Origin of the sequence: Paenibacillus catalpae (genome assembly GCF_900112695.1) — a bacterium.
GTDB classification, from domain to species: domain Bacteria; phylum Bacillota; class Bacilli; order Paenibacillales; family Paenibacillaceae; genus Pristimantibacillus; species Pristimantibacillus catalpae.
Genome location: NZ_FOMT01000002.1, coordinates 749,777 through 769,512 on the forward strand (window position 1 = coordinate 749,777; position 19,736 = coordinate 769,512).

19 protein-coding genes and 5 tRNA genes are annotated in these 19,736 nt (G+C 48.6%); 19 read left to right on the plus strand and 5 right to left on the minus strand.

Translation table 11 applies throughout. The features are described from left to right. Positions 1 to 139: 139 nt before the first annotated feature. Positions 140 to 2,449, plus strand: coding sequence for a YcdB/YcdC domain-containing protein (locus BM200_RS11010; RefSeq protein WP_091185031.1), 2,310 nt, complete (start codon positions 140 to 142; stop codon positions 2,447 to 2,449). 167 nt (positions 2,450 to 2,616) lie between these two features. Here BM200_RS11010 and BM200_RS11015 read toward each other — a convergent pair whose 3' ends face one another. Beyond that, positions 2,617 to 2,931: a dehydrogenase gene (locus BM200_RS11015; protein WP_091185034.1), complete on the minus strand. Its 315-nt coding sequence runs from the start codon at positions 2,929 to 2,931 to the stop codon at positions 2,617 to 2,619. A gap of 79 nt (positions 2,932 to 3,010) precedes the next feature. Continuing rightward, positions 3,011 to 3,457 carry a cupredoxin domain-containing protein gene (locus tag BM200_RS11020; RefSeq protein ID WP_091185037.1) on the minus strand — a complete coding sequence of 149 codons (447 nt, stop codon included), beginning with the start codon at positions 3,455 to 3,457 and terminating at the stop codon, positions 3,011 to 3,013. A 190-nt stretch (positions 3,458 to 3,647) separates the two neighbouring features. Between BM200_RS11020 and uptA the strand changes: the two genes are divergently transcribed. The 6 genes from uptA to BM200_RS11050 all read left to right on the plus strand — a co-directional run bounded on the left by uptA (position 3,648) and on the right by BM200_RS11050 (position 9,375). After that, the gene (uptA, locus tag BM200_RS11025; RefSeq protein ID WP_091185039.1) at positions 3,648 to 4,256 is read left to right on the plus strand and encodes an undecaprenyl phosphate transporter UptA; all 609 of its coding nucleotides are present in this window, start codon (positions 3,648 to 3,650) and stop codon (positions 4,254 to 4,256) included. A 29-nt stretch (positions 4,257 to 4,285) separates the two neighbouring features. Beyond that, the gene (locus tag BM200_RS11030; RefSeq protein ID WP_091185041.1) at positions 4,286 to 4,855 is read left to right on the plus strand and encodes a thioredoxin family protein; all 570 of its coding nucleotides are present in this window, start codon (positions 4,286 to 4,288) and stop codon (positions 4,853 to 4,855) included. A gap of 24 nt (positions 4,856 to 4,879) precedes the next feature. Continuing rightward, positions 4,880 to 5,515 carry an MBL fold metallo-hydrolase gene (locus BM200_RS11035; protein WP_091185044.1) on the plus strand — a complete coding sequence of 212 codons (636 nt, stop codon included), beginning with the start codon at positions 4,880 to 4,882 and terminating at the stop codon, positions 5,513 to 5,515. 150 nt (positions 5,516 to 5,665) lie between these two features. Further along, the gene (locus tag BM200_RS11040) at positions 5,666 to 7,909 is read left to right on the plus strand and encodes a Tex family protein (protein WP_091185046.1); all 2,244 of its coding nucleotides are present in this window, start codon (positions 5,666 to 5,668) and stop codon (positions 7,907 to 7,909) included. Between the two features lie 77 nt (positions 7,910 to 7,986). Beyond that, positions 7,987 to 8,478 carry an Rrf2 family transcriptional regulator gene (locus tag BM200_RS11045; RefSeq protein WP_091185048.1) on the plus strand — a complete coding sequence of 164 codons (492 nt, stop codon included), beginning with the start codon at positions 7,987 to 7,989 and terminating at the stop codon, positions 8,476 to 8,478. Positions 8,479 to 8,733: 255 nt separating this feature from the next. After that, positions 8,734 to 9,375, plus strand: a complete 642-nt coding sequence (locus BM200_RS11050; protein WP_091185050.1) for a nitroreductase family protein — start codon at positions 8,734 to 8,736, stop codon at positions 9,373 to 9,375. 57 nt (positions 9,376 to 9,432) lie between these two features. On the opposite strand, the gene cmpA is transcribed toward BM200_RS11050, so the two are convergent. Continuing rightward, entirely contained in the window at positions 9,433 to 9,585 is a 153-nt protein-coding gene (gene cmpA, locus BM200_RS11055) for a cortex morphogenetic protein CmpA (protein ID WP_091185053.1), read from the minus strand. A gap of 76 nt (positions 9,586 to 9,661) precedes the next feature. After that, the gene (locus BM200_RS11060) at positions 9,662 to 10,012 is read right to left on the minus strand and encodes a P-loop NTPase family protein (protein ID WP_091185056.1); all 351 of its coding nucleotides are present in this window, start codon (positions 10,010 to 10,012) and stop codon (positions 9,662 to 9,664) included. A gap of 115 nt (positions 10,013 to 10,127) precedes the next feature. Between BM200_RS11060 and BM200_RS11065 the strand changes: the two genes are divergently transcribed. The 12 genes from BM200_RS11065 to BM200_RS11120 all read left to right on the plus strand — a co-directional run bounded on the left by BM200_RS11065 (position 10,128) and on the right by BM200_RS11120 (position 18,707). Further along, a complete protein-coding gene (locus BM200_RS11065; protein ID WP_091186268.1) occupies positions 10,128 to 10,589 on the plus strand; it encodes a SprT family protein in 462 nt (153 codons plus the stop codon). A gap of 88 nt (positions 10,590 to 10,677) precedes the next feature. Further along, positions 10,678 to 10,753, plus strand: a tRNA-Asn gene (locus BM200_RS11070). Position 10,754: 1 nt separating this feature from the next. Next, positions 10,755 to 10,845, plus strand: a tRNA-Ser gene (locus BM200_RS11075). A gap of 56 nt (positions 10,846 to 10,901) precedes the next feature. Next, positions 10,902 to 10,976 (plus strand) — tRNA-Glu (locus BM200_RS11080). Between the two features lie 50 nt (positions 10,977 to 11,026). Beyond that, positions 11,027 to 11,102: transfer RNA gene (locus BM200_RS11085), tRNA-Lys, on the plus strand. 53 nt (positions 11,103 to 11,155) lie between these two features. Beyond that, positions 11,156 to 11,241, plus strand: a tRNA-Leu gene (locus BM200_RS11090). A 138-nt stretch (positions 11,242 to 11,379) separates the two neighbouring features. After that, on the plus strand, positions 11,380 to 12,072 hold the full coding sequence (locus tag BM200_RS11095) for a response regulator transcription factor (RefSeq protein WP_091185058.1): 693 nt from the start codon (positions 11,380 to 11,382) through the stop codon (positions 12,070 to 12,072). Next, positions 12,069 to 13,595, plus strand: a complete 1,527-nt coding sequence (locus tag BM200_RS11100) for a HAMP domain-containing sensor histidine kinase (RefSeq protein ID WP_091185060.1) — start codon at positions 12,069 to 12,071, stop codon at positions 13,593 to 13,595. Before BM200_RS11095 ends, BM200_RS11100 begins: the two co-directional genes overlap by 4 nt. Positions 13,596 to 13,745: 150 nt before the next feature. Further along, positions 13,746 to 14,876 carry a TolB family protein gene (locus BM200_RS11105; protein ID WP_091185062.1) on the plus strand — a complete coding sequence of 377 codons (1,131 nt, stop codon included), beginning with the start codon at positions 13,746 to 13,748 and terminating at the stop codon, positions 14,874 to 14,876. A gap of 358 nt (positions 14,877 to 15,234) precedes the next feature. After that, positions 15,235 to 16,716 carry a stalk domain-containing protein gene (locus BM200_RS11110; protein WP_091185064.1) on the plus strand — a complete coding sequence of 494 codons (1,482 nt, stop codon included), beginning with the start codon at positions 15,235 to 15,237 and terminating at the stop codon, positions 16,714 to 16,716. A gap of 169 nt (positions 16,717 to 16,885) precedes the next feature. Continuing rightward, positions 16,886 to 17,737, plus strand: coding sequence for a polysaccharide deacetylase family protein (locus BM200_RS11115; protein ID WP_245773013.1), 852 nt, complete (start codon positions 16,886 to 16,888; stop codon positions 17,735 to 17,737). A 100-nt stretch (positions 17,738 to 17,837) separates the two neighbouring features. Further along, positions 17,838 to 18,707, plus strand: coding sequence for a fumarylacetoacetate hydrolase family protein (locus BM200_RS11120; protein WP_091186271.1), 870 nt, complete (start codon positions 17,838 to 17,840; stop codon positions 18,705 to 18,707). 33 nt (positions 18,708 to 18,740) lie between these two features. Here the strand turns inward: BM200_RS11120 and BM200_RS11125 are convergent, their stop codons facing one another. Beyond that, a complete protein-coding gene (locus BM200_RS11125; protein WP_091185068.1) occupies positions 18,741 to 19,598 on the minus strand; it encodes a helix-turn-helix transcriptional regulator in 858 nt (285 codons plus the stop codon). Positions 19,599 to 19,736 lie beyond the last annotated feature (138 nt).

Sequence of the window (19,736 nt, forward strand, 5' to 3'; positions counted from 1 at the left end):
GAACCGGACGGCTTACTATAAGCTGTCCGGTTTTTTTGTTGGAAAAAAATGAAACTTTTTAACCATGGCCGTCGTTTATAGATAGTTGTATGATTTTGGAAGTTGTTCAAATTTTAGAGAGAGAGGAACGTGTAAAACGATGAAAAGATCAATGAAAGGCAAGTTGCTTGCAACGGTTCTATCGCTTAGTTTGCTTCCGTTTGGAGGGCTTGCTTATGCAGCGGATTCTTCCTTTACATCGACGTCTGTTATCTCCAGTTCTTCGGGAGCAACAGCTGCTTCGGGCGGTGTCCTTGACGAGAGCCAGGCGAAAATATCGAAGGACGAAGCCGTTGAACGGTTCAAGAAGCTGTTCCCGGATTTATTCAAGGATGCTGAGGTCGTTAGCGTTGACCTTGGCAACCCCAATCAATATCCGCCAAGCAATGAAATGATTTGGACCATTCAGTGGAGCATATCCGTCGAGAACGGTACCCATGGCTTTGACTCGGCTATTGATGCGATTACCGGGGATATCATTACATACTATAATCCCCTTCCCAAGGAAGAAGCTTATTACCCGGCTAAAGTATCGAGGGAAGAGGCGGAGAAGATTGCCAAGCAATTCATATCGGTCGCGTCCCCATCCTTAAAGACGGCTGACAAGCTTCAGCTCAAGCCAATAGAGAGCGATTATCCGCAAGCTTTATTTGGCTCGGTACAATATTCTTTCAGTTATCAAGTTCAAGTAAACGGCATCCCGTCGAGCAACAGCCAAATTCAAGTGGTCATTGACGGAAACGGGAAAATAACGGATTATCGCGGTTTCGGCTCTCGTACAGATTATCCTTCCTCTGAAACAACGCTGACAGCTGAGCAGGCTGCCGAAAAAATGAAAAAAGATTTAAAGCTCCAATTGGCCTACATTCCCGGCGCTGACTATTACACGAACCGGACGAATACATCGGCTTACCGTCTTGGCTATATTGCCACTGGCGGGATTGGTCTGATTGATGCGAAATCCGGAAAATACTTTGATGAGCAGGGTCAGCAGGCAGATTCCCTTCCAAGCTCCGGTTATTCCGCGATTACTTCTTCAGCAGCGCCATTCCAGCCGCATAAGGGAGAGGAACTGACAAAGGAAGAAGCATTGGAGATTGTGTCCGCAATCACCGGATCTGATGTCTCGGAGGATACTATCCAAGCATCAAGTAGCGACAGGAATGGTCGTAAAACGTGGTCCTTGTGGTTGGGTGATCCGTTCAACGGACCGCAAGGCCGCGCCGAAGTAGATGCGGCAACAGGGCAGCTCATAGAATTTTATACTTATTCCTATCCCTCCGGGAATTCTTCTGCTCAGGAAACGGCAAAACCGGCCATCTCGGAAGCGGATGCTAAAACAAAAGCCCAAGATCTCGTAACAAAGCTGTATCCGAACGCTTCGGGCAGCTTGAAGCTGATTGACCGTTCGGGAACAGTCTCATATAGTCCGGATACGGCCTATATGTTCAGCTTCCAACAGTTTTATAAAGACAAACCGGTCCAGTTGTCCAACGTTCAGATTAACCTTGACGGACAAGGCAATCTGACACAGTATTATGCGACGACAACACCGACGGATAAGCTAAGCGAGCTGGATTCGTTAACTGCGAAGATCAGTGAGGATGAGGCGCTTAAGCTGTACCGCGATGCCATTAGTACGGAACTGCAGTATACAACAATTGGGGGCAACTATGTTGGAGGCAAGCTTCAAGAGCAGCAAACGAAGCTTGTGTATACTCCGGTTATCAAAGAATTGGAGAACACTGGCGTTATCCTAAACGCGGTAACTGGCAAGCTGGAACAGCAGTTTGATTTCTATGGCACGACGGCAGAGAAGGGCGAGCTGCCGGCGGACGCGAAGAAGCATTGGGCATCCAAATCGCTGCAGACGATGTTTGATTACGGCATTATTAAACCGGATTCCGATGGACTCATTCATCCTGACAAAACCGTTAATAACGGAGACTGGATCAACATGCTGCAGGCCGGCTTTACAGGAGGAATCAATTACATTACTTCAGACAAACAGCGGTTTGCCGATATTCCGGTCGGCAGCGAATATGCTCAAGCCGTAGAGTATTTGGTGCAAAGGGGCTTCCTGAAAGCTTCTCCAACGCAAAAGCTGCACCCTGAGCTGGGTTTAACCCGCGGAGACTTGGCCGTATGGCTGACGAAGCTGCTCAAATATGAGAAGTTGTCCGAATTTATGGCAAGTGGTACCGATGTGTCCAAGCTGAAGGATGCTGCCCAAATCAAGAACAAGGGCGCAGTAACAATCGCTATGAAGCTGGGGCTGCTTACAGCGGACAAAGGGAAGTTTAATCCGAATGCGCCGGTTACAAGAGCGCAGATCAGTATCGTTCTGCTAAGACTTGCAACGCTGCAGGACAAAGTAGACACGCCAATTATGAATAACAATAATTACTAATAGCCAAGAAAGCTGCCGATAACCCGGCAGCTTTTTTAATGTGATGAGTCCTGCCCTCAATTTACGGATATATGCAAGAGCTGCTGAAGCGAAGCTTAAGAGGGTATGGAGATAACTCACATAGAAAAGCTGCCGAACGGGTTCGGCAGCTTTTCTATTGGCTTGTATTAACCGCCGAAAGCATCCCGGAATGCCCAGCGAAGCTTGGCGACATCAACCTCCCACAGCTCGGCGATTTCGCTCGCGACGTTCTCGTCCCACCAATCGGACAGAACCTTGCGGTTTTTCTCATTTTCGGCAATAAAGATCAGGTTCTGAATAACCTTTTTATAATACAGGGTTTCAGCCTGCTCCATTTTCTCTTTTGACACCCATACCTTTAACCGTTTGACGGTTCGATATAGTTCATTGCTGCAGGCGCGGCGAATCTTTCGTGCGGACGGCAGGCCGGAGGTATGCTTTTGGGTTGTAGTTGACTTCATCGTGAACCGACTCCTCTCTAACTCAAAATATGCGGCTGAGTTTGAGACGGTCACTTAATGAACAACGTATTACCGTTTGTTAATGGACTTCGATGTAGCCGACCATGGGACCGCCATTGTTCATATCGGTATGGACCTGGCATATAATGGTGAAGGTACCGGCTTGTTCAGGCGTAAACCGGACAACCGTTGTTTGTCCTTTCTTCACCTCGCCCTTAATGCCTAGACCTTCGATGACAAAAGGATGGCTGCTGCCGTTGACGCCGCTTATGCGAAGCTCGACCGGCTCGCCCTTGCGAAGGCTGATGCTGCCCGGATCCCAGCGGTATACTTCCAGTTTTTTGCCGTCTGCGGTAGTTGAGCTGAATTCGCCGGTTACAAGCTGGATAGTCTGTACCTTTGCCGGCTGGGTGCTTGCGGGACGCGTTCTATCCCAGCTTAAATAGACGGCTGCCAGGAGGATGATAAGCAGGGCAAATACAAACAGCTGAACATGCTTTTTATTAATAATAAACACTCTCGACATAAGGATCCCTCCTCTTTCATAGTTCAACGGGGCTGAATTTGAAGTTATGCTAGTCTATGCGGAGGCTTGTACCTGCATGACTATTGCGCTTTCACGACAATGCCCGACTATAGGCGGGTGGATGCTTATCGGCTCCATATGGTAGAATACATTCAATTGCTATTATTTAGGATGGGGAAGGCGGTAGGAAATGGATTTTATTAAGGATATATTGCATGAAGTTCTTTTATGGATTGAAAGCCTTGGTTATTTCGGCATACTAATTGGATTACTAATAGAGGTTATACCAAGTGAAATTGTATTGGGCTATGGCGGATATTTAGTATCAGAGGGGAAAATATCCTATCTTGGCGCAGTTATTTTCGGAGTGCTTGGTGCGGTAGGGCAGAACTGGATTCTATACGCCTTTGGAAGATACGGCGGCCGTCCGCTGGTAGAGAAGTACGGGAAATACATAAAGATCAAGACGAAGCATGTGGATATAGCGGAAAACTGGTTCAAGAAATATGGAGCCGGCATCGTATTTACAGCCCGATTCGTTCCGGTTATGCGGCAGGTTATTTCCATCCCGGCAGGAATGGCGAAGATGAATTTTACCCTGTTTACGGTTTTGACGGCTCTTGCCTCCATTCCTTGGACGATATTATTTGTTCATTTGGGCAAAACATTAGGTGAGAACTGGGAAGATATCGATCAGAAGGCTGCTCAGTATGTACAACCGGCCATTCTGATTGCGATAGCGTTGCTTATTGTCTATGTGGTCTACAAGTTTATTCGTTCCAAGGGTAAATCCGTATAATAAATGAGGATGAAGAAAGAGGGATGAACATGAGCAGAAGCGTTGCAGAGAAATTAAACAAAGGCATCACGCCGCAGCAGTTTGTTGAAGGGATGACCAAGAATAAGGAAGCCTTCCAAGGCTGGTATGACAAATTTGAATGGGCGGACAAAAACGACCGCGAGTTTTTCGAATCGCTGAAGAGCCGTAATGATCTGCGCGTCTTTATTCTGATGGCTGACTGGTGCGGCGATGTTGTTCGTAATATTCCGGTTGTGTTTCGCGCTCTTGAGACAGGAGAAGTTCCGGTTGAAGTGCTCATCATGGAAGAAAACATCGATACAATGGACCAATTCCTGACGATGGGAGGACGTTCTGTACCGGTCGTTATCTTGACGGATGCAGAAGGTCAGGTGATTCATGGCACTTGGGGTCCAAGGCCTACATATGTACAGGAGCCGATGGTGCTCTTCAAGAAGGAGAATCCGGATCGTGAAGCAGCGGATTACCAGGAAAAGCTTGCGGTAACCCGTCAGGAGATTATGCGCCGATACGGAGAAGGCACCGGTTATCACGCTCTTGTCGTACAAGAACTGAGAGCTTTAATAGAATCGATTTAACGGATCAGATTGGAGCAACATGGAATGCGTATTGAAACGTTTAACTTAGGCCCGCTGCAAACCAATGCTTATTTATTAACGGAAAAAAACGAGCAGACCGGCGAAGAACGCGGGATTGTTATTGATCCGGGTATGGGGCCAAAGAGGCTCCTGGACCGGATCGCAGGAGTGAAGATTGAAGCCATCCTGCTGACTCATGCCCATTTTGATCATATGGGTGGCGTGGAGGATGTAAGGAAGGCCGCAGGTTGCCCGGTGTACATCCATGATCTTGAGGCAGATTGGCTGACCGATGCGCGCAAGAACGGCTCGCTGCGCTGGTCGGACGTTACGCCGCCGCTTACGACAGGTCCGGCTGAATTCGCGCTGGATGAAGGACAGACGCTGAATTTCATCGGCCATTCGTTCAAAGTGCTCCACACGCCGGGTCATTCTCCCGGAAGTGTAAGCTTCCTTTGCGGTAATGACATCTTCTCAGGCGATGTTCTGTTCAAGCAATCGGTCGGACGGACTGACCTTCCGGGCGGCCGGGAACGGGATTTGTTCGATTCCATACAATTGAAGCTGTATAAGCTTCCGCCTGAAGTTACGGTATATCCGGGACATGGTCCCAAAACAACGATTGGTTTTGAGATGGCGAATAATCCATTTGTGAGATAAGCCCCTTATTGAACCGCTGGCTGATATGGCCGGCGGTTCCTTGCATTTCAGGATTCATTCCCGGAAATATGGAAAAGCGGATTCAAATCTGAGACAATACAGGTATGGACTTTTTGTAAAAGTAGAAGTTTGAAGGGATGGTGCAGTTGTTTGGCGGATACTAAGGTGAAGCACGTGGAAGAGGAAGCAGGCAGCACAGGCAAACGGACATCCGAGCAGATTGCTGCAGAGAATGAACAGATCATTAAAGGCATGGCATCGCAGCTGTCAATTCCAATAACGAAGGTGAAAGCGGCTGTAGCTTTGCTGGACGAAGGAAATACAATTCCGTTTATCGCACGCTACCGGAAAGAGATGACCGGAGAACTGGATGAGAATGACCTGCGGGCGATTGAAGAACGGCTGCAATATATGCGTAATCTGGAAGATCGCAAACGTGAAGTTATTCGTCTTATAGATGAGCAGGGTAAGCTGACCGACGAGCTTCGCAGCTCGATTGTGGCTGCAGGCAAGCTGCAGGAAGTGGAAGACCTGTACCGCCCTTACCGGCAAAAGCGGAAGACACGTGCCAGCGTAGCGAAGGAACGCGGCTTGGAGCCGCTTGCGCTGTGGCTGTGGGCACAGCCACGCCAAGGCGAGCCGCATGCAGAAGCGGCCAAATACATAAGCGAAGACAAAGGGGTAGCCTCAGCTGAAGAGGCCCTTCATGGCGCTATGGATATCCTGGCAGAAAATATAGCGGATGATGCGGCAATTCGCTCATGGGTGCGGAAGCATACCTTTGACCAGGCGCTGCTTCGTACCGAAGCGAAAAATGCAGATTCCGAATCGGTCTACGAGATGTACTACAGCTATCAGGAGCCGGTCCGCAAGCTGCCTCCGCATCGCGTATTGGCGATCAACCGCGGGGAGCGGGAGGATGTGCTTCGCGTCACATTCGAGCTCTCGACAGAACGGATTCATGAATTTATCCAGCGCAAGGTGCTTCGCCAGCAGACCGCTCCAGCTGTACGAGATGTATTAATTGCGGTCATCGAGGATGCTTATAAACGGCTGATCGCCCCGTCCATTGAACGGGAAGTACGCGGCGAGCTGACGGAGAAGGCGGAGGAGCATGCGATCTCCATCTTCTCGGAAAATCTGCGCAACCTTCTTCTGCAGCCTCCCGTGCGGGGCAATGTGGTATTGGGGGTCGATCCGGCGTACCGGACAGGCTGTAAGCTTGCGGTTATCGATGATACCGGCAAGCTGATGGAAGTAGCCGTTACTTATCCGACCCCTCCCAACAATAAAGTCGCTGAAGCCGAGCGAACCATTAATGGTCTTATTGACCGTTACGGTGTTACCCTTATCGTTATCGGCAACGGGACAGCCTCCCGCGAAACGGAGCAGTTTATTGCCGGACTGATTGGCAAACGGAAGGCTGCCGGACAAACCGTGCAGAAATACATTATCGTAAGCGAGGCTGGGGCGAGTGTCTATTCCGCTTCCAAGCTGGCTGCTGAAGAATTTCCTGATCTGGATGTTGCGGAACGGAGCGCTGTCTCTATTGCACGCCGTCTGCAGGATCCGCTGGCAGAGCTCGTCAAGATTGAGCCAAAAGCGATCGGCGTCGGACAATACCAGCATGACGTCAGCCAGAAGCGGCTGGATGAAAGCCTTGGAGGGGTAGTAGAATCTGCCGTTAACCATGTTGGCGTAGACGTGAATACCGCTTCAGCTTCTCTGCTCTCTTATGTGGCGGGGATTAATGCGACGATTGCCAAAAATATCGTCAAATACCGGGAGGAAAACGGCCGGTTCGCGAAACGCGGCCAGCTGCAGAAGGTACCGCGGCTTGGCGCCAAATCCTACGAGCAGTGCATCGGCTTCCTTCGGATTCCGGAAGCAGCAAATCCGCTGGACCGTACGCCGATTCACCCGGAATCTTATGATGTCGTGGATAAATTGTTTGGCCAGCTCGGCCTGAAGCAAAGCCAGCTTGGTACCGATGAGCTGAAAGAAAAGCTTTCTGTTGTTGATCCTTCTGCTCTTGCAGATTCGTTAGGTGTAGGTGTTCCTACGTTAAAGGATATTATCGACAGCCTGCTTCGTCCGGGACGTGATCCGCGTGAGGAGCTGCCTCCTCCGATTTTCCATACCGATGTTCTGAATATTGAAGATCTGACGCCAGGGATGGAATTGCAAGGTACCGTACGCAACGTGATTGACTTTGGCGCCTTTATCGATATCGGCATTAAGAATGATGGTCTTGTCCATATTTCTCAGCTGAGTGATAAATTTGTGAAGCATCCGATGGATGTTGTATCGGTAGGCGACAATGTCACGGTATGGGTGCTTGGCGTTGACCTGAAGAAAGGACGAGTGTCCCTTACCATGCGCAAGCAGGCATAATTTCGGGCTTGCTGGTTCGCTATAATGGACCCTATAATACAGATGTGCCTCTAAGATCCTACTTAAGGAAGGAGAGGATGGACATCATTACTCAACCTGTTAATCAAACGGATAAAGAACGTTGCAGCAGCGCTCCTAACCACAAATGGTTTGGTCTATCCCTGCAGGCACTTGTTGTGCTTTCCCATAAGCCTAATGCTTGTACCAGCGCAGAGCTTGCCGGTCATCTAAAGACAGAAGCAACGATGCTGCGCCGTGTGCTTGCCAAGCTTGCCCGTGAGCAGCTCCTTGAGACACGGGAAGGCCGCGATGGAGGATACCGCTTGAAGCGCGTCCCGGACAAGATTACTCTCGCAGATGTTTATTTGGCTCTGCGCGTAGGTGAGCCGTTATGCAGCGGCATGATCGACACAACAGGCATCCATGACTTTGGACAGGAGATGCGGGTTGCTTTTATGGAAATAACAGATGAAGTGGAACGGAGAACGATCGAAGTACTTAGTCAGGTCACGATTGCCCAGCTTTCTGAACGCATCTGCACGTTGAAACGTATGGATTTGTATAAATAAAAACGAGCGGCGGGAAAATAGTCACAATAGACCAGTTGACTTTCCGCCGTTTCGATTTTATACTGTTATCAAAGTTGTTACAGATTCGAACGTATTACTTACAGCATAGAAGGCATATGAGTTCAACTATAACTGTGATAAATTGTTCGCAGTTTAATCTGTGGTTCATTCTTCACAGTCGTCCTCTTTATGTCTTTTTTTGATTTTAACTGAGCAATCTGGAACACAGATAAACTTATTTGGAGGGAACCAACAATGACTATCGAAACACAAGTAAAAGATTTTACTGAAGTATTAACATCCCGTCGTTCTGTTCGTCATTATGATCCATCTTTCAAAATCTCGGACGAAGAAATTAAAGAAATTTTGGAACTGGCGACGAAAGCACCATCCTCGGCTAATACACAATCCTGGCGTTTCCTCGTTATTACAGACCAAGCATTGAAAGATCAGCTGCTGCCAATCGCTAATAATCAGCAGCAGGTTGTTGATGCATCAGCGGTTGTTGTTATTCTTGGTGATCTGGAAATGTACACCAAGCTTGGCGAGATCAATGAGGCGGCTGTTAATGCTGGTTACATGACAGAAGAGGTTGCACAACGCTTCACGGAGAACTACCAGAAGCTGCTCACATCCATTCCGAAGGAGCGTCTGACCGAAATGGTTGCGTTTGACGCCGGGCTTGTATCGATGCAAATTATGCTCGCAGCAAGATCGAAAGGATATGACACTGTACCGATGGGTGGTTATGACCGCGCTAAGCTGAAAGCCTTCTTCGAAATTCCGGATCGTTACCTGCCGCTTCTTGTATTGCCAATCGGCAAAGCGAAAGAAGAAGGCCGTCCGACGGTACGCCTTCCGCTTGATGAGATTACGTTCTGGAACGGCGTGAAGTAATCGTAGATAATAAAAACTCCCGCAGCTATCAGCTGGCGGGAGTTTTTGCACTGGTATTTAATGTAGTGTTATTTCGGGACGGCTGTCGTCTTCGTTTTTCGTCGTTTGCTTGCTCCGATAGAAATACCAGCATTCATTCAGCAGCTTGATCTGCCTAAGGTCTTTCTTCTGGAAAGCACGCATCATTTGATTGCAGAGCCATTGAGGCATTCATATCTACTCCTTCCGGCCATACCTGATGTACTAATACGATATGGGGAAGGGCGAATGTCCGTGCAGGTCCTACTTAGACTTCTTCTTCCTCGTACCACTGTTCAAGCTGAGCTTGCAGGGCACGGATCTCGGTGAGCAGCGCAATCAGCGGGTAAGCCGACTCCTTCACAGCCGCAAAATCACGTTCCAGTTCATTAATGTAGTCAAGACCCGAAACGATTCGGACCGTGCTGTCATGCAGCTCCACATTGTCGCATTCAGCAACAGCGTACGGCAGCTGAGGCACGCGTTCAGCAGTCAGCTTGTCGATCTCTTTATGGAGGCGCAGATTAAGCGCGCTGAGCTGGTAAGCATGGGATTCCGGCATCTCAACAAAGAAAATGTTGCTGCCGCCGTTCATAAGGACGTAACGCATAGTAGGCATAGTGTAAATAAACTCCCCTCGTTGGCGCAGGTTTCTATAATGATTGCTACTTGACAGTGTAGCCTATGATCGCTTTAAAATTCAAGTAGTGGGGGCGAATACAATGACAATTACGATGGATGATCAAACACTGCAGCGGTGGGTGGAGCGCGTATCGCTCGAAAGCTTTGGAAGGCCGTTTCTTCACCGGGCAACTTTTAACCGGAGACTTACGGCAACCGGCGGACGTTATTTTACGAAATCGCACAATATTGAGATCAGTCCGCGTCAGCTTGAAGCGTTTGGCGTAGAGGAAACCGAAAAAATTATTAAGCATGAGCTATGCCATTATCATCTTCATATTATGAAGAGAGGATACCAGCATAGAGATGAAGACTTCAAAAAAATGCTCGCATATGTGGGCGGGTCCCGTTACTGCAAATCGCTTCCGGAAAGAGCCGCAAAGGCGCAGGCGCCTTATAAATACAAGCTTGTATGCCATAGCTGCGGTACCGAATATCCGCGTAAAAGAAGGCTTGATCCAGCCCGTTATGCATGCGGAAAATGTCGCGGAAAACTTTTTTTAAAAAACGCTTGACCTTCGGAAATGACCGTGATATATTATTACTTGTCGCCGCGGTAATTGAGCGGTTGGAACGAATGAAAAAACAAGTGATTCAAAGCATTCCCTGATAGCTCAGTTGGTAGAGCACTCGACTGTTAATCGAGTTGTCACAGGTTCGAGTCCTGTTCGGGGAGCCATGGAGAGATACCCAAGTGGCTCAAGGGGACCCTCTGCTAAGGGGTTAGACTGCGTAAGTGGTGCGAGGGTTCGAATCCCTCTCTCTCCGCCATAATTTTCTTGGTGGACAAGTCGCTCGAGAGAGATGACAATAGGAACAAGAAGTAAGGCCCGTTGGTCAAGGGGTTAAGACACCTCCCTTTCACGGAGGTAACAGGGGTTCGAATCCCCTACGGGTCACCAATTTCCTCAATGAGTGAAGCAAGCTCTCAAGAGTGCGTTTTACAACATGAGAGCCATTAGCTCAGTTGGTAGAGCACCTGACTTTTAATCAGGGTGTCGAAGGTTCGAGTCCTTCATGGCTCACCATTTACTTCTTCCCTCGAAGTAAGATGGTATGAAGGAAAAGATTCTTAAAATGTGCGGTAGTGGTGGAATGGCAGACACGCTATCTTGAGGGGGTAGTGGGTGTATACCCGTGGAGGTTCGAGTCCTCTCTACCGCACCATAACTTAAATGATCCAATCCCTTACGATGTAAGGGATTTTTTTATTTGTCCTTATAATCGGATATATACTTTGGACTTTCGGATAAGCATGGCTATAATAAAAAGAATACGGAATGTACGATAAGGAGTGATAACGGCATGATCAAAGTGCTGGTTGTGGATGATGAAATCAGCATCTCCAGCGCGATAGCTTACGCGCTGCAGCGTGAGGGATTTACGGTGGAGACGGCCGGGGATGGAATGGAGGCGCTCGAGAGAGTTGCAGCATTCAAGCCGGACGTTATGGTTCTGGATGTGATGATGCCCAAGATGAATGGCTACGAGGTGTGCCGAAAGCTGGAGGCGGGTAACAGACCGGCCATCATGCTGCTCACCGTTAAAAACGATATTGTTGATAAAGTGCTTGGGCTTGAGCTTGGGGCCGATGATTACATGACCAAACCGTTTGATATTCGGGAAGTGGTCGCACGGGTAAAGGCTCTGCACAGGCGCCGACAAATTGAATCGCCTGAACAGGATTCCGACAAAGAAGGAAAACTGGAGCTTGGCGGGATAGCCATCGAGCTGCTAAGCCGTACCGTTAAGATTGATGGTCAGATGGTGGATCTGACGCCTAAGGAATTTGATTTGCTGGCGCTGCTGGCGAAGCATCCTGACCGGGTATATACCCGGGAGGCACTGCTCGAACAGGTGTGGGATATGGATTTTGCAGGTGGGACGCGTACGGTAGATATTCATGTTCAGCGGCTGCGCAAGAAGCTTGGCGATTGGCAGGGTTTGATTCAGACCGTTTACGGAATCGGTTATAAAAGCACGAGGACATTATCATGACCCGATCAGCCGTTTCCCGGCATAAGTTCAGGATCGGCCTTAAAGGGAAAATTACCTTTTTTCTGGCGCTTCTGCTTGCATTTGTTGTGGTGCTTCTAAGCATGCTTGTGCTTGCGGGTATTCGCGAGGATCAACAGAGGCGGATGGAGCAAAGCTTTGCCCAGCTGGCGAATTCGGCTAATCTGCGTGTCCGCTCGGAATATTTGACTGGTGAACGGGTGTCGCCGGATGAATTCATGGAACGTAACGCCCAAAGCCTGGCGGTAGATCTCGGTGGGCAAAGCGGAATGGCGGTTACGTTATACAGTGCTGCCGGAGTGTTTGCCGGGACATCGCTGCCGGTTCAGCCGCTGACCGATGTCAAGGATGCACTTGCTCATACGGCCAAAGGTCAAGCGGCGTATATTACGCTCGGCAATCAGATTTTGTATCTGGCACCGCTCTACAATGCCGATCAATTTCTGGGTACCGTACAATTCCACGGCTCGCTTCAAGAACAGAAAATGTTCTACCGTCATATTCGCGACTTGTTTATAGGGACGGGGGCTGCCGTATTGGCAGCTGGTCTCCTGCTTGGTTATTTGTACGTATGGCGGCAAGTGTATATCCTTGGGAAGCTGAATCAGGCTGCCCGGGATATCGGGGAAGGCCGTTATCTGGACAAGCCGCCGGTCCGCCGGCTGGATGAGGTTGGCGAGCTGGCTGAAGGGATTTACGATATGAGCGGCAGCATTGCCTCCTATGTCAGCGAATTAAACGAAGAGAAACAAAAGCTGCTGACCGCTATTCAGAGACTGCAGGAGCTGGAGCAGCAGCAAAAGCAGTTCATCGGCAATATCAGTCATGAGCTGAAAACCCCATTAACTTCTATCCTTGCGTACTCCGATCTGCTTGGCATGTACAGCGATGATCCGGTTCTGCTGCAGAATGCCCGTACCCAGATCAGCAAGGAAGCGGAGCGGTTGTATGCGCTGATCGAGAAAGCTCTTCAGCTCTCATCCATGGATATTTATGATTTTAAGACGAATGCTGCCAGGTTTGAGGTGAAGCCACTGCTGGAGGAGGCTTTAGGCCGTCTGCATATCAAAGCGGAAAAGCAAAGGATTTCGCTTTCTTCCGATTTGATCAATGATCAGGTATGGGCGGATCAAGATAACCTTATGCATATGGTAACGAATTTGCTGAGTAATGCTATCAAATATAATCGTCCCGGAGGGTGGGTACGGCTATCCAACCGTTCGGAAATTGCGTCCTCCGGTGAACGCCGTGTTATTATCGAGGTTGCGGATAATGGCATCGGTATCCCTGAGGAGCTTCAGAGCCGAATCTTTGATCCTTTCTATACGGTTAGTGACGATCGTTCCCGGGAAACCGGAGGCACGGGGCTTGGCCTCGCCTTGGTGAGAAGCCTGGCCGAGAAGCAGCATGGTTCAGTGAAATTGGCCGAATCTGGACCTGAGGGCTCCAGATTTGTTATCACCTTGCCCGGTGATCCTATAGAAATAGGGTCTCAAGAAAAATGAACAACAGCCTGGACTTTGTACAGTCTGGGCTGTTTGTGTTTTTGGATAACTTATAATAAGGTTACAAGTTGGATACAATTCAGAGATGTTTTCGACATAAGGGCCTTCTATACTGAGAGAAACTTGTTGTATAGTCCGGGGGGATCAGCGATGAAACGGATCATAAAATTAGGCGCAGTGCTGTCACTCGCAGCAGCGCTTGCGGCGTGTTCCTCTGTTCAGAATGGGGATCTTGCGAATAATGGTAATAATACGAATAAACACGGGGAGTTGACGGTCGTAAAAGGCCCCGAGCAAAAGCCGAATCAGGATATTGTTGTGCAGAGCATTCACCGGTTCGAAGGAGCCAGCATGGACAAATGGCTGTCAGACGATCAGGTACAGCTCATGTACACCAAGCTCGTCAAGCAGGCTACGGCTACCGAAGAGGCTCAATACGAGTACAATACCATAAAGGTAGATTTAAGCAATAATGAGCAAAAATCTCCGGCTGAGCCTGCTAAGGATGATGGAACCTTTGAGAAGGAGCAGCCATCCCCGGACGGTAAGTATGTTTTCGTCCAGCATTGGAAGGATAAATATACGGCACGTAACTTCATGAAGGAAGTCAGCACCGGGACAATAACTGAAATTAAGGGAAGCAACTATTTGGAAATTGGCGGCTGGCTGAATAATACTTCTTATATTCTTGCGGCAGGTTCGATGAGCGGCATTGGCGATATCCGGCAGATCACAGTTGACGGAACCGTGACATTGCTGAAGCTTGATGATCCGCAACTGGGGGATCAGCCGTTTATCAATTTTGGCACCGGCCAGGGACGTATTTATTATACAGACAGCAATCAGACCTTGAAGCAATTCGCACCTGGCGAGCCGAAACCAACTGAGCTGGTCAAACATGCGATGAAGTTCCAGGTATCGCCGGACGGCAAACATCTCGCGGTTGAAATTCAGCAAGCAGCTGGGAAGATTGGCAGCGAGCTTCGCATATTTGATTCGAACGGAGGAGCGGAAGGATTATCGATTGCAAAAGGCGATTTGCTTCCTTACATCGAATGGTCTCCTGATTCCTCCAAGCTGGCGGCAGCAGTGTATACCGAAAATCAGAGCGGGATGAACGGGGTATATATTTTTGATTCGGCAACCGGCAAAGTTTCTCCGATCGGACCAAGTTATTTCCCGCAATATCCGCTGAGCTGGAATCCGTCAGGTACACGGCTTGGTGTGTCGGTCGCCGATAAGGACGGTATGCCTGTTACTCATATTGTTGATTTCAAATAATAAGAATCCGGATCAATTGATCCGGATTTTTTTATGCCGAAAACTGTTACATGTTCGATACAAGCCCGATATGTTTTGGAGATATCGGCTTACTATACTGAGTTCATCAACAAGAACAACAACAAATCAACGAAGGAGCGGGCAGCATGAATTAATCAAAATTGAATCGGGCGAGGCAAAATTGTTTACAGGTTCGTTACAAGCTCGAAATGGTTTCGAGATATCGCCTCTATATACTGAAGTCAGTAAGGAGCTTCAAACAAGCGCAAAACAGGTTATAAGGTGTCAGAGAGATAAAAAGGTTAGAAGTTAGAAGAAAAGCACAAAACACAAACCAACTCTAAAGGAGATAATAAAAATGAACAAGAACATTAAAAGAACAGTAGCAACCATGATGATCGCAGGGATGACCGTTTCCGGAGCAGCTGGTGTATATGCCGGAACAAATATGGAGAAGATTAATGCGTTTCTGAATCACAGCATCGGCTTTAAAATCAACGGAAGCACTTATATTCCTAAAGATGAGAACGGCAATAAGCTTGCGCCAATCACGTATCATGACACGACTTATCTGCCGGTTCGCGCTCTCTCCAATGCGTTGAACACACCAATCCAATATGACAGCAAAACAAATACAATCTACATTGGTACAAGCACAACCGATCAATGGGTACTGACAAACTACACAGCAGCTCAACTCGATGAGATCAAGAAAGCATTTGCCGGGTTTGACGGGTTCGAAACGGCTTATGCCCCGCAAATGATGATCAAAGGCGACGCTTTGCTAAAGGCAGCAGCAACGGCGGATGGCGTGAACCTGCTCTTCAAAAACATGACGGTGAACGTATCGCCACGTGACTACTCGCATGATTATGACGGTACAACCGTGATTTTATCCAACGGTGCAACGGCAAAATGGTATACACAAGGCAAGACTTCCATGCTGAGCGTAAAAGTAGATGACCGTTACGTAACCGTAAGCTCCCCGAACGGGAAGCTGAGCAAATCCCAGCTGGAAAAAGCAGCGGTAAGCGTAACAAAAGTAGGCGCTATCCAAACGGATCTGGTAAAAGTATCGTACACAGCGGCCCAGCTCGATGAGCTCAAAAAGGCGTTTGCCGGCTTTGACGGATTTGAAACGGCTTATGCCCCGCAAATGATGGTAAATGGCGATGTTCTGCAAAAAACAGTGGCTACCGCAGACGGCGTGAACATTGTCTTCGAGAATATGACGGTAAACGTATCGCCGCGTGATTACTCCCATGACTACGAAGGTACAACCGTAACTTTATCAAATGGTGCGAAAGCAAAATGGTACAAAATAGGCGATACCTTGATGCTGACGGTGAAAGTGGATGACCGTTATGTCACTTTGAGCTCTCCAAATGCTAATCTGACTCAAGCGCGGCTGGAGAAAGTAGCCGTTACAGTAACAAAAGTAGGGGCTGCTCAAACCGACCTGGCGACTGTCACGTATACAGCTGCTCAAACAAAAGCGATTAAAGAGGAGTATGCGAAATTTGACGGCTTCACTGCCGCTTACGCTCCAACAAAAATGGCAAAAGACGATGCGTTCCAAAAAGTGGCGAGCGGAGATTCGGTTATCTTCTGGTTCAAGCACATGAACGTTCAAATCTCGCCGCGAGACTACTCGTTTGGTTATGACAGCACGAATGTAACGCTGCCAAACGGCGTGAAAGCAAAATGGTTTACACCAAGCGACACGGCGATGCTGACTTTCCAAATTGACGACCGTTATGTAACGATCAGCTCGGCGGATAACAGCCTGACTAAGGCTCAAATCGAGCAAATCGCTACTGGCGTAGCTAAATTGAAATAATCAGGCACTCCTGAACACCCTGTACAGCTTCGATAGCTGTACAGGGTGTTTTTGTTTTGTTCCCGAAATGTTTGCAGGTTTGTTACAAGCCCGAAACGGTTTGGAGATATCGCCTCAATATACTGATAACTAATCAGGTTATCATCTATAGGGGGAATAAGTTGTGAGAATGAAAGTGATTGCTGCACTCCTCGTTATCGCCATTGCGATCACTTGGCCGGTGTCCCAGTATGAGCTGAACGCAGCCGTTAACAAGCCTGCACATTATAAGAATAAGGTTATTGTCCTCATGTATCATCATATTGACGGGAAGGAAAGCGAAGCAACGATCTCCCCGAGCCGGTTCGGTACGCAGATGAAGCTTCTGAAGGAGAACGGCTATAATGTCATTAGTGTGGAACAATTCCTGGACTTCATGCAGAAGAAAGCAAAGGTGCCGGATAATGCAGTCGTCATTACCTTTGATGACGGCTACGAAAGCTTTGACCAATATGCGGTTCCGATTATGAAAAAATATCATTTTGTCGCCACTCACTTCATCATCGGATCGAGCAGTGACAAACAGAATGTGCAAACGAAGCATTTGAACTGGGATACGATGCGCAAGCTTAAAGCCGAGGGCTTCAGCTTTTACAGCCATACGTATAATCAGCATGACTACGCTCCGCTCGATAAGAAAGGCCGCAAAACAGGACCTAAGCTGAGCAATCCGATCTATTTGAAGGACAAAGGCCGGGCAGAGACTCAGAAGGAATACCTGGCTCGCGTGGAGGCTGATGCACAGCTGATGGAAAAACGTCTGAAAACAGAACTGAATAACACTTATCAGATGATCGCTTTCCCGTATGGCGTATTTAACCGGGCAGCCAAGCAGCTTGAGAAAAATGCAGGTGTTACGCTATTCTTCACCACACAGCCAGGCATTAACAAACCGGGCTCCGATGAAGTATTCCGCCTGAATGCCGGAACACCCGCACTCACGGGCAGCAAGTTTCTCGGCATGATGAAGAAATACGGATAATTCCGAACAAAAAAGTTTTTGTTTGGTTCCTAGGGACAAGCAGAGCTATAATGAAGGAGGAATCTATTGTATATCATTGGAATACCGGGAGGGCTTATTCGTGAAATTAGTCAACTTCAGGGAAAAGGAAGCTTCTGCTTCTTATCGTTTGGGAGTATATACCGATAAAGGTATTGTGGATGCTGGCGATATAACCATAAACGGTCTATTGCAAGGTGGAGAGACAGCATTAAGTAACCTTCAACAGCATCTTGCGGAGCTCAAGGAAGAGCAAGTGCGTTACCTGAATGAGTCGGAGGTTGTTTACGGACCATGTGTGCCGGAGCCAGGGAAAATCATTTGTATCGGCCTTAATTACCGCAAGCACGCGGAGGAGACGAATATGCCGCTGCCCGAATATCCGATCCTCTTCAGCAAATTCAACAACGCGCTTGCCGCGCATGGTGAGGATGTGCCTCTGCCAAAGTCGACGCAAAAGGTTGATTATGAGGCAGAGCTTGCGATTGTAATCGGACGCACGGCGAAAAATGTATCGGTGGATAAAGCCCTTGATTATGTATTTGGATATTGTGCCTCTAATGACCTGTCAGCCCGCGATCTGCAGACGCGGACAAGCCAGTGGCTTGCCGGCAAATCCTGCGATAAATTCGCGCCTATCGGGCCGTATCTCGTCTCCAAGGATGAGGTAGGCGACCCGAATGCTTTGCGAATCAGCTGTAGCGTAAATGGAGAAGTGCGTCAGGACTCGAATACGTCGGATATGATTTTTAACTGCAAGGAGATTGTCAGCTATATTTCGCAATGCATGACCTTGTCTCCAGGAGACATCATTCTGACGGGTACGCCGGAAGGCGTCGTGATGGGATATCCGCCGGAGAAGCAGGTGTATCTTCAAGCCGGGGATGTCGTAACGATCGAGATTGAGAAGCTGGGCGCACTTACGAACCGGATGGTTGCAGTACAGGAATAACGAGCTAAAAACCGTCTTAGCCATAAACCAGGGCTAAGACGGTTTTTTTCTCATAAGCTTGCTTAACTTCTCTTCCGTATCGCTGTCCGGCGCCGGCGTATAAATGCTGCAGCGTAGATCCGATCCGCCTTGCAGCTGCAGGGATGTCAAATGGAAAAGCATTTTCCCCGCTTTCGCATGCCGGAATTCCAGAACTACCTCGGGCGCTGTACGAACCTCGCTATGCTCCCACAGCTCCTGAAAATCCGGATGCAGCTCCTTCATTTCCTTCAGAAACTGGTCATACCAGTTATCCTCTACGTATTGCCCGTAATAAGCCCGGAAGATGGACAGAAACCCGCTCGCGAACTGCTTCCAATTAACCGCAAGACGGCGAAGCTCCTGCCTTGTAAATATAAGCTTGATCATATTTCGCTCCGATTCGGGAATCTGGGCAAAATCGACAAAGACATGGGCAGCAGCTTCATTCCAGCCGACAATTTGGCAGCGGCGGTCAGAGATGATGGAGGGGCATTGTCTTAATTCCTGCAGAATTTTGCGTAATGGCGGACTGACCGCATCCGATGAATAGGAGGGCAGCTCAGCAGTACCGGATGCTCCTGCTCCGGGCTCCAACGCAAGGCCGTGCAAATAGTTGCGTTCATCATGCGTAAGCCGCAGGGCAGAAGCAATGGCGTCAAGGACATTGGGGGAGGCCTGAATGTCCCGTCCCTGTTCCAGCCAGGTATACCAGGTCGTACTTACGCCAGCCAGAGCTGCAACCTCTTCCCGTCTGAGGCCTGGTGTCCTTCTCCGGCTGCCGGGAGGGTAACCGACCTCCTCCGGCGTGAGCTTGGCCCGCTGGGCTTTAAGAAAGCTGGAAAGCGCGGCGAGCCGCGTCTTATGATTCATAATGATTCATACCTCCGAATCGGTTAATCCTGTTACTCATTATACTAGGATAAACGACAACTTGTAATAGGATACTTGCTGTGGCAACATGATTTAATATCAGGTACTAATTTTGAGGTGCAGCCACCTGATAAAGTG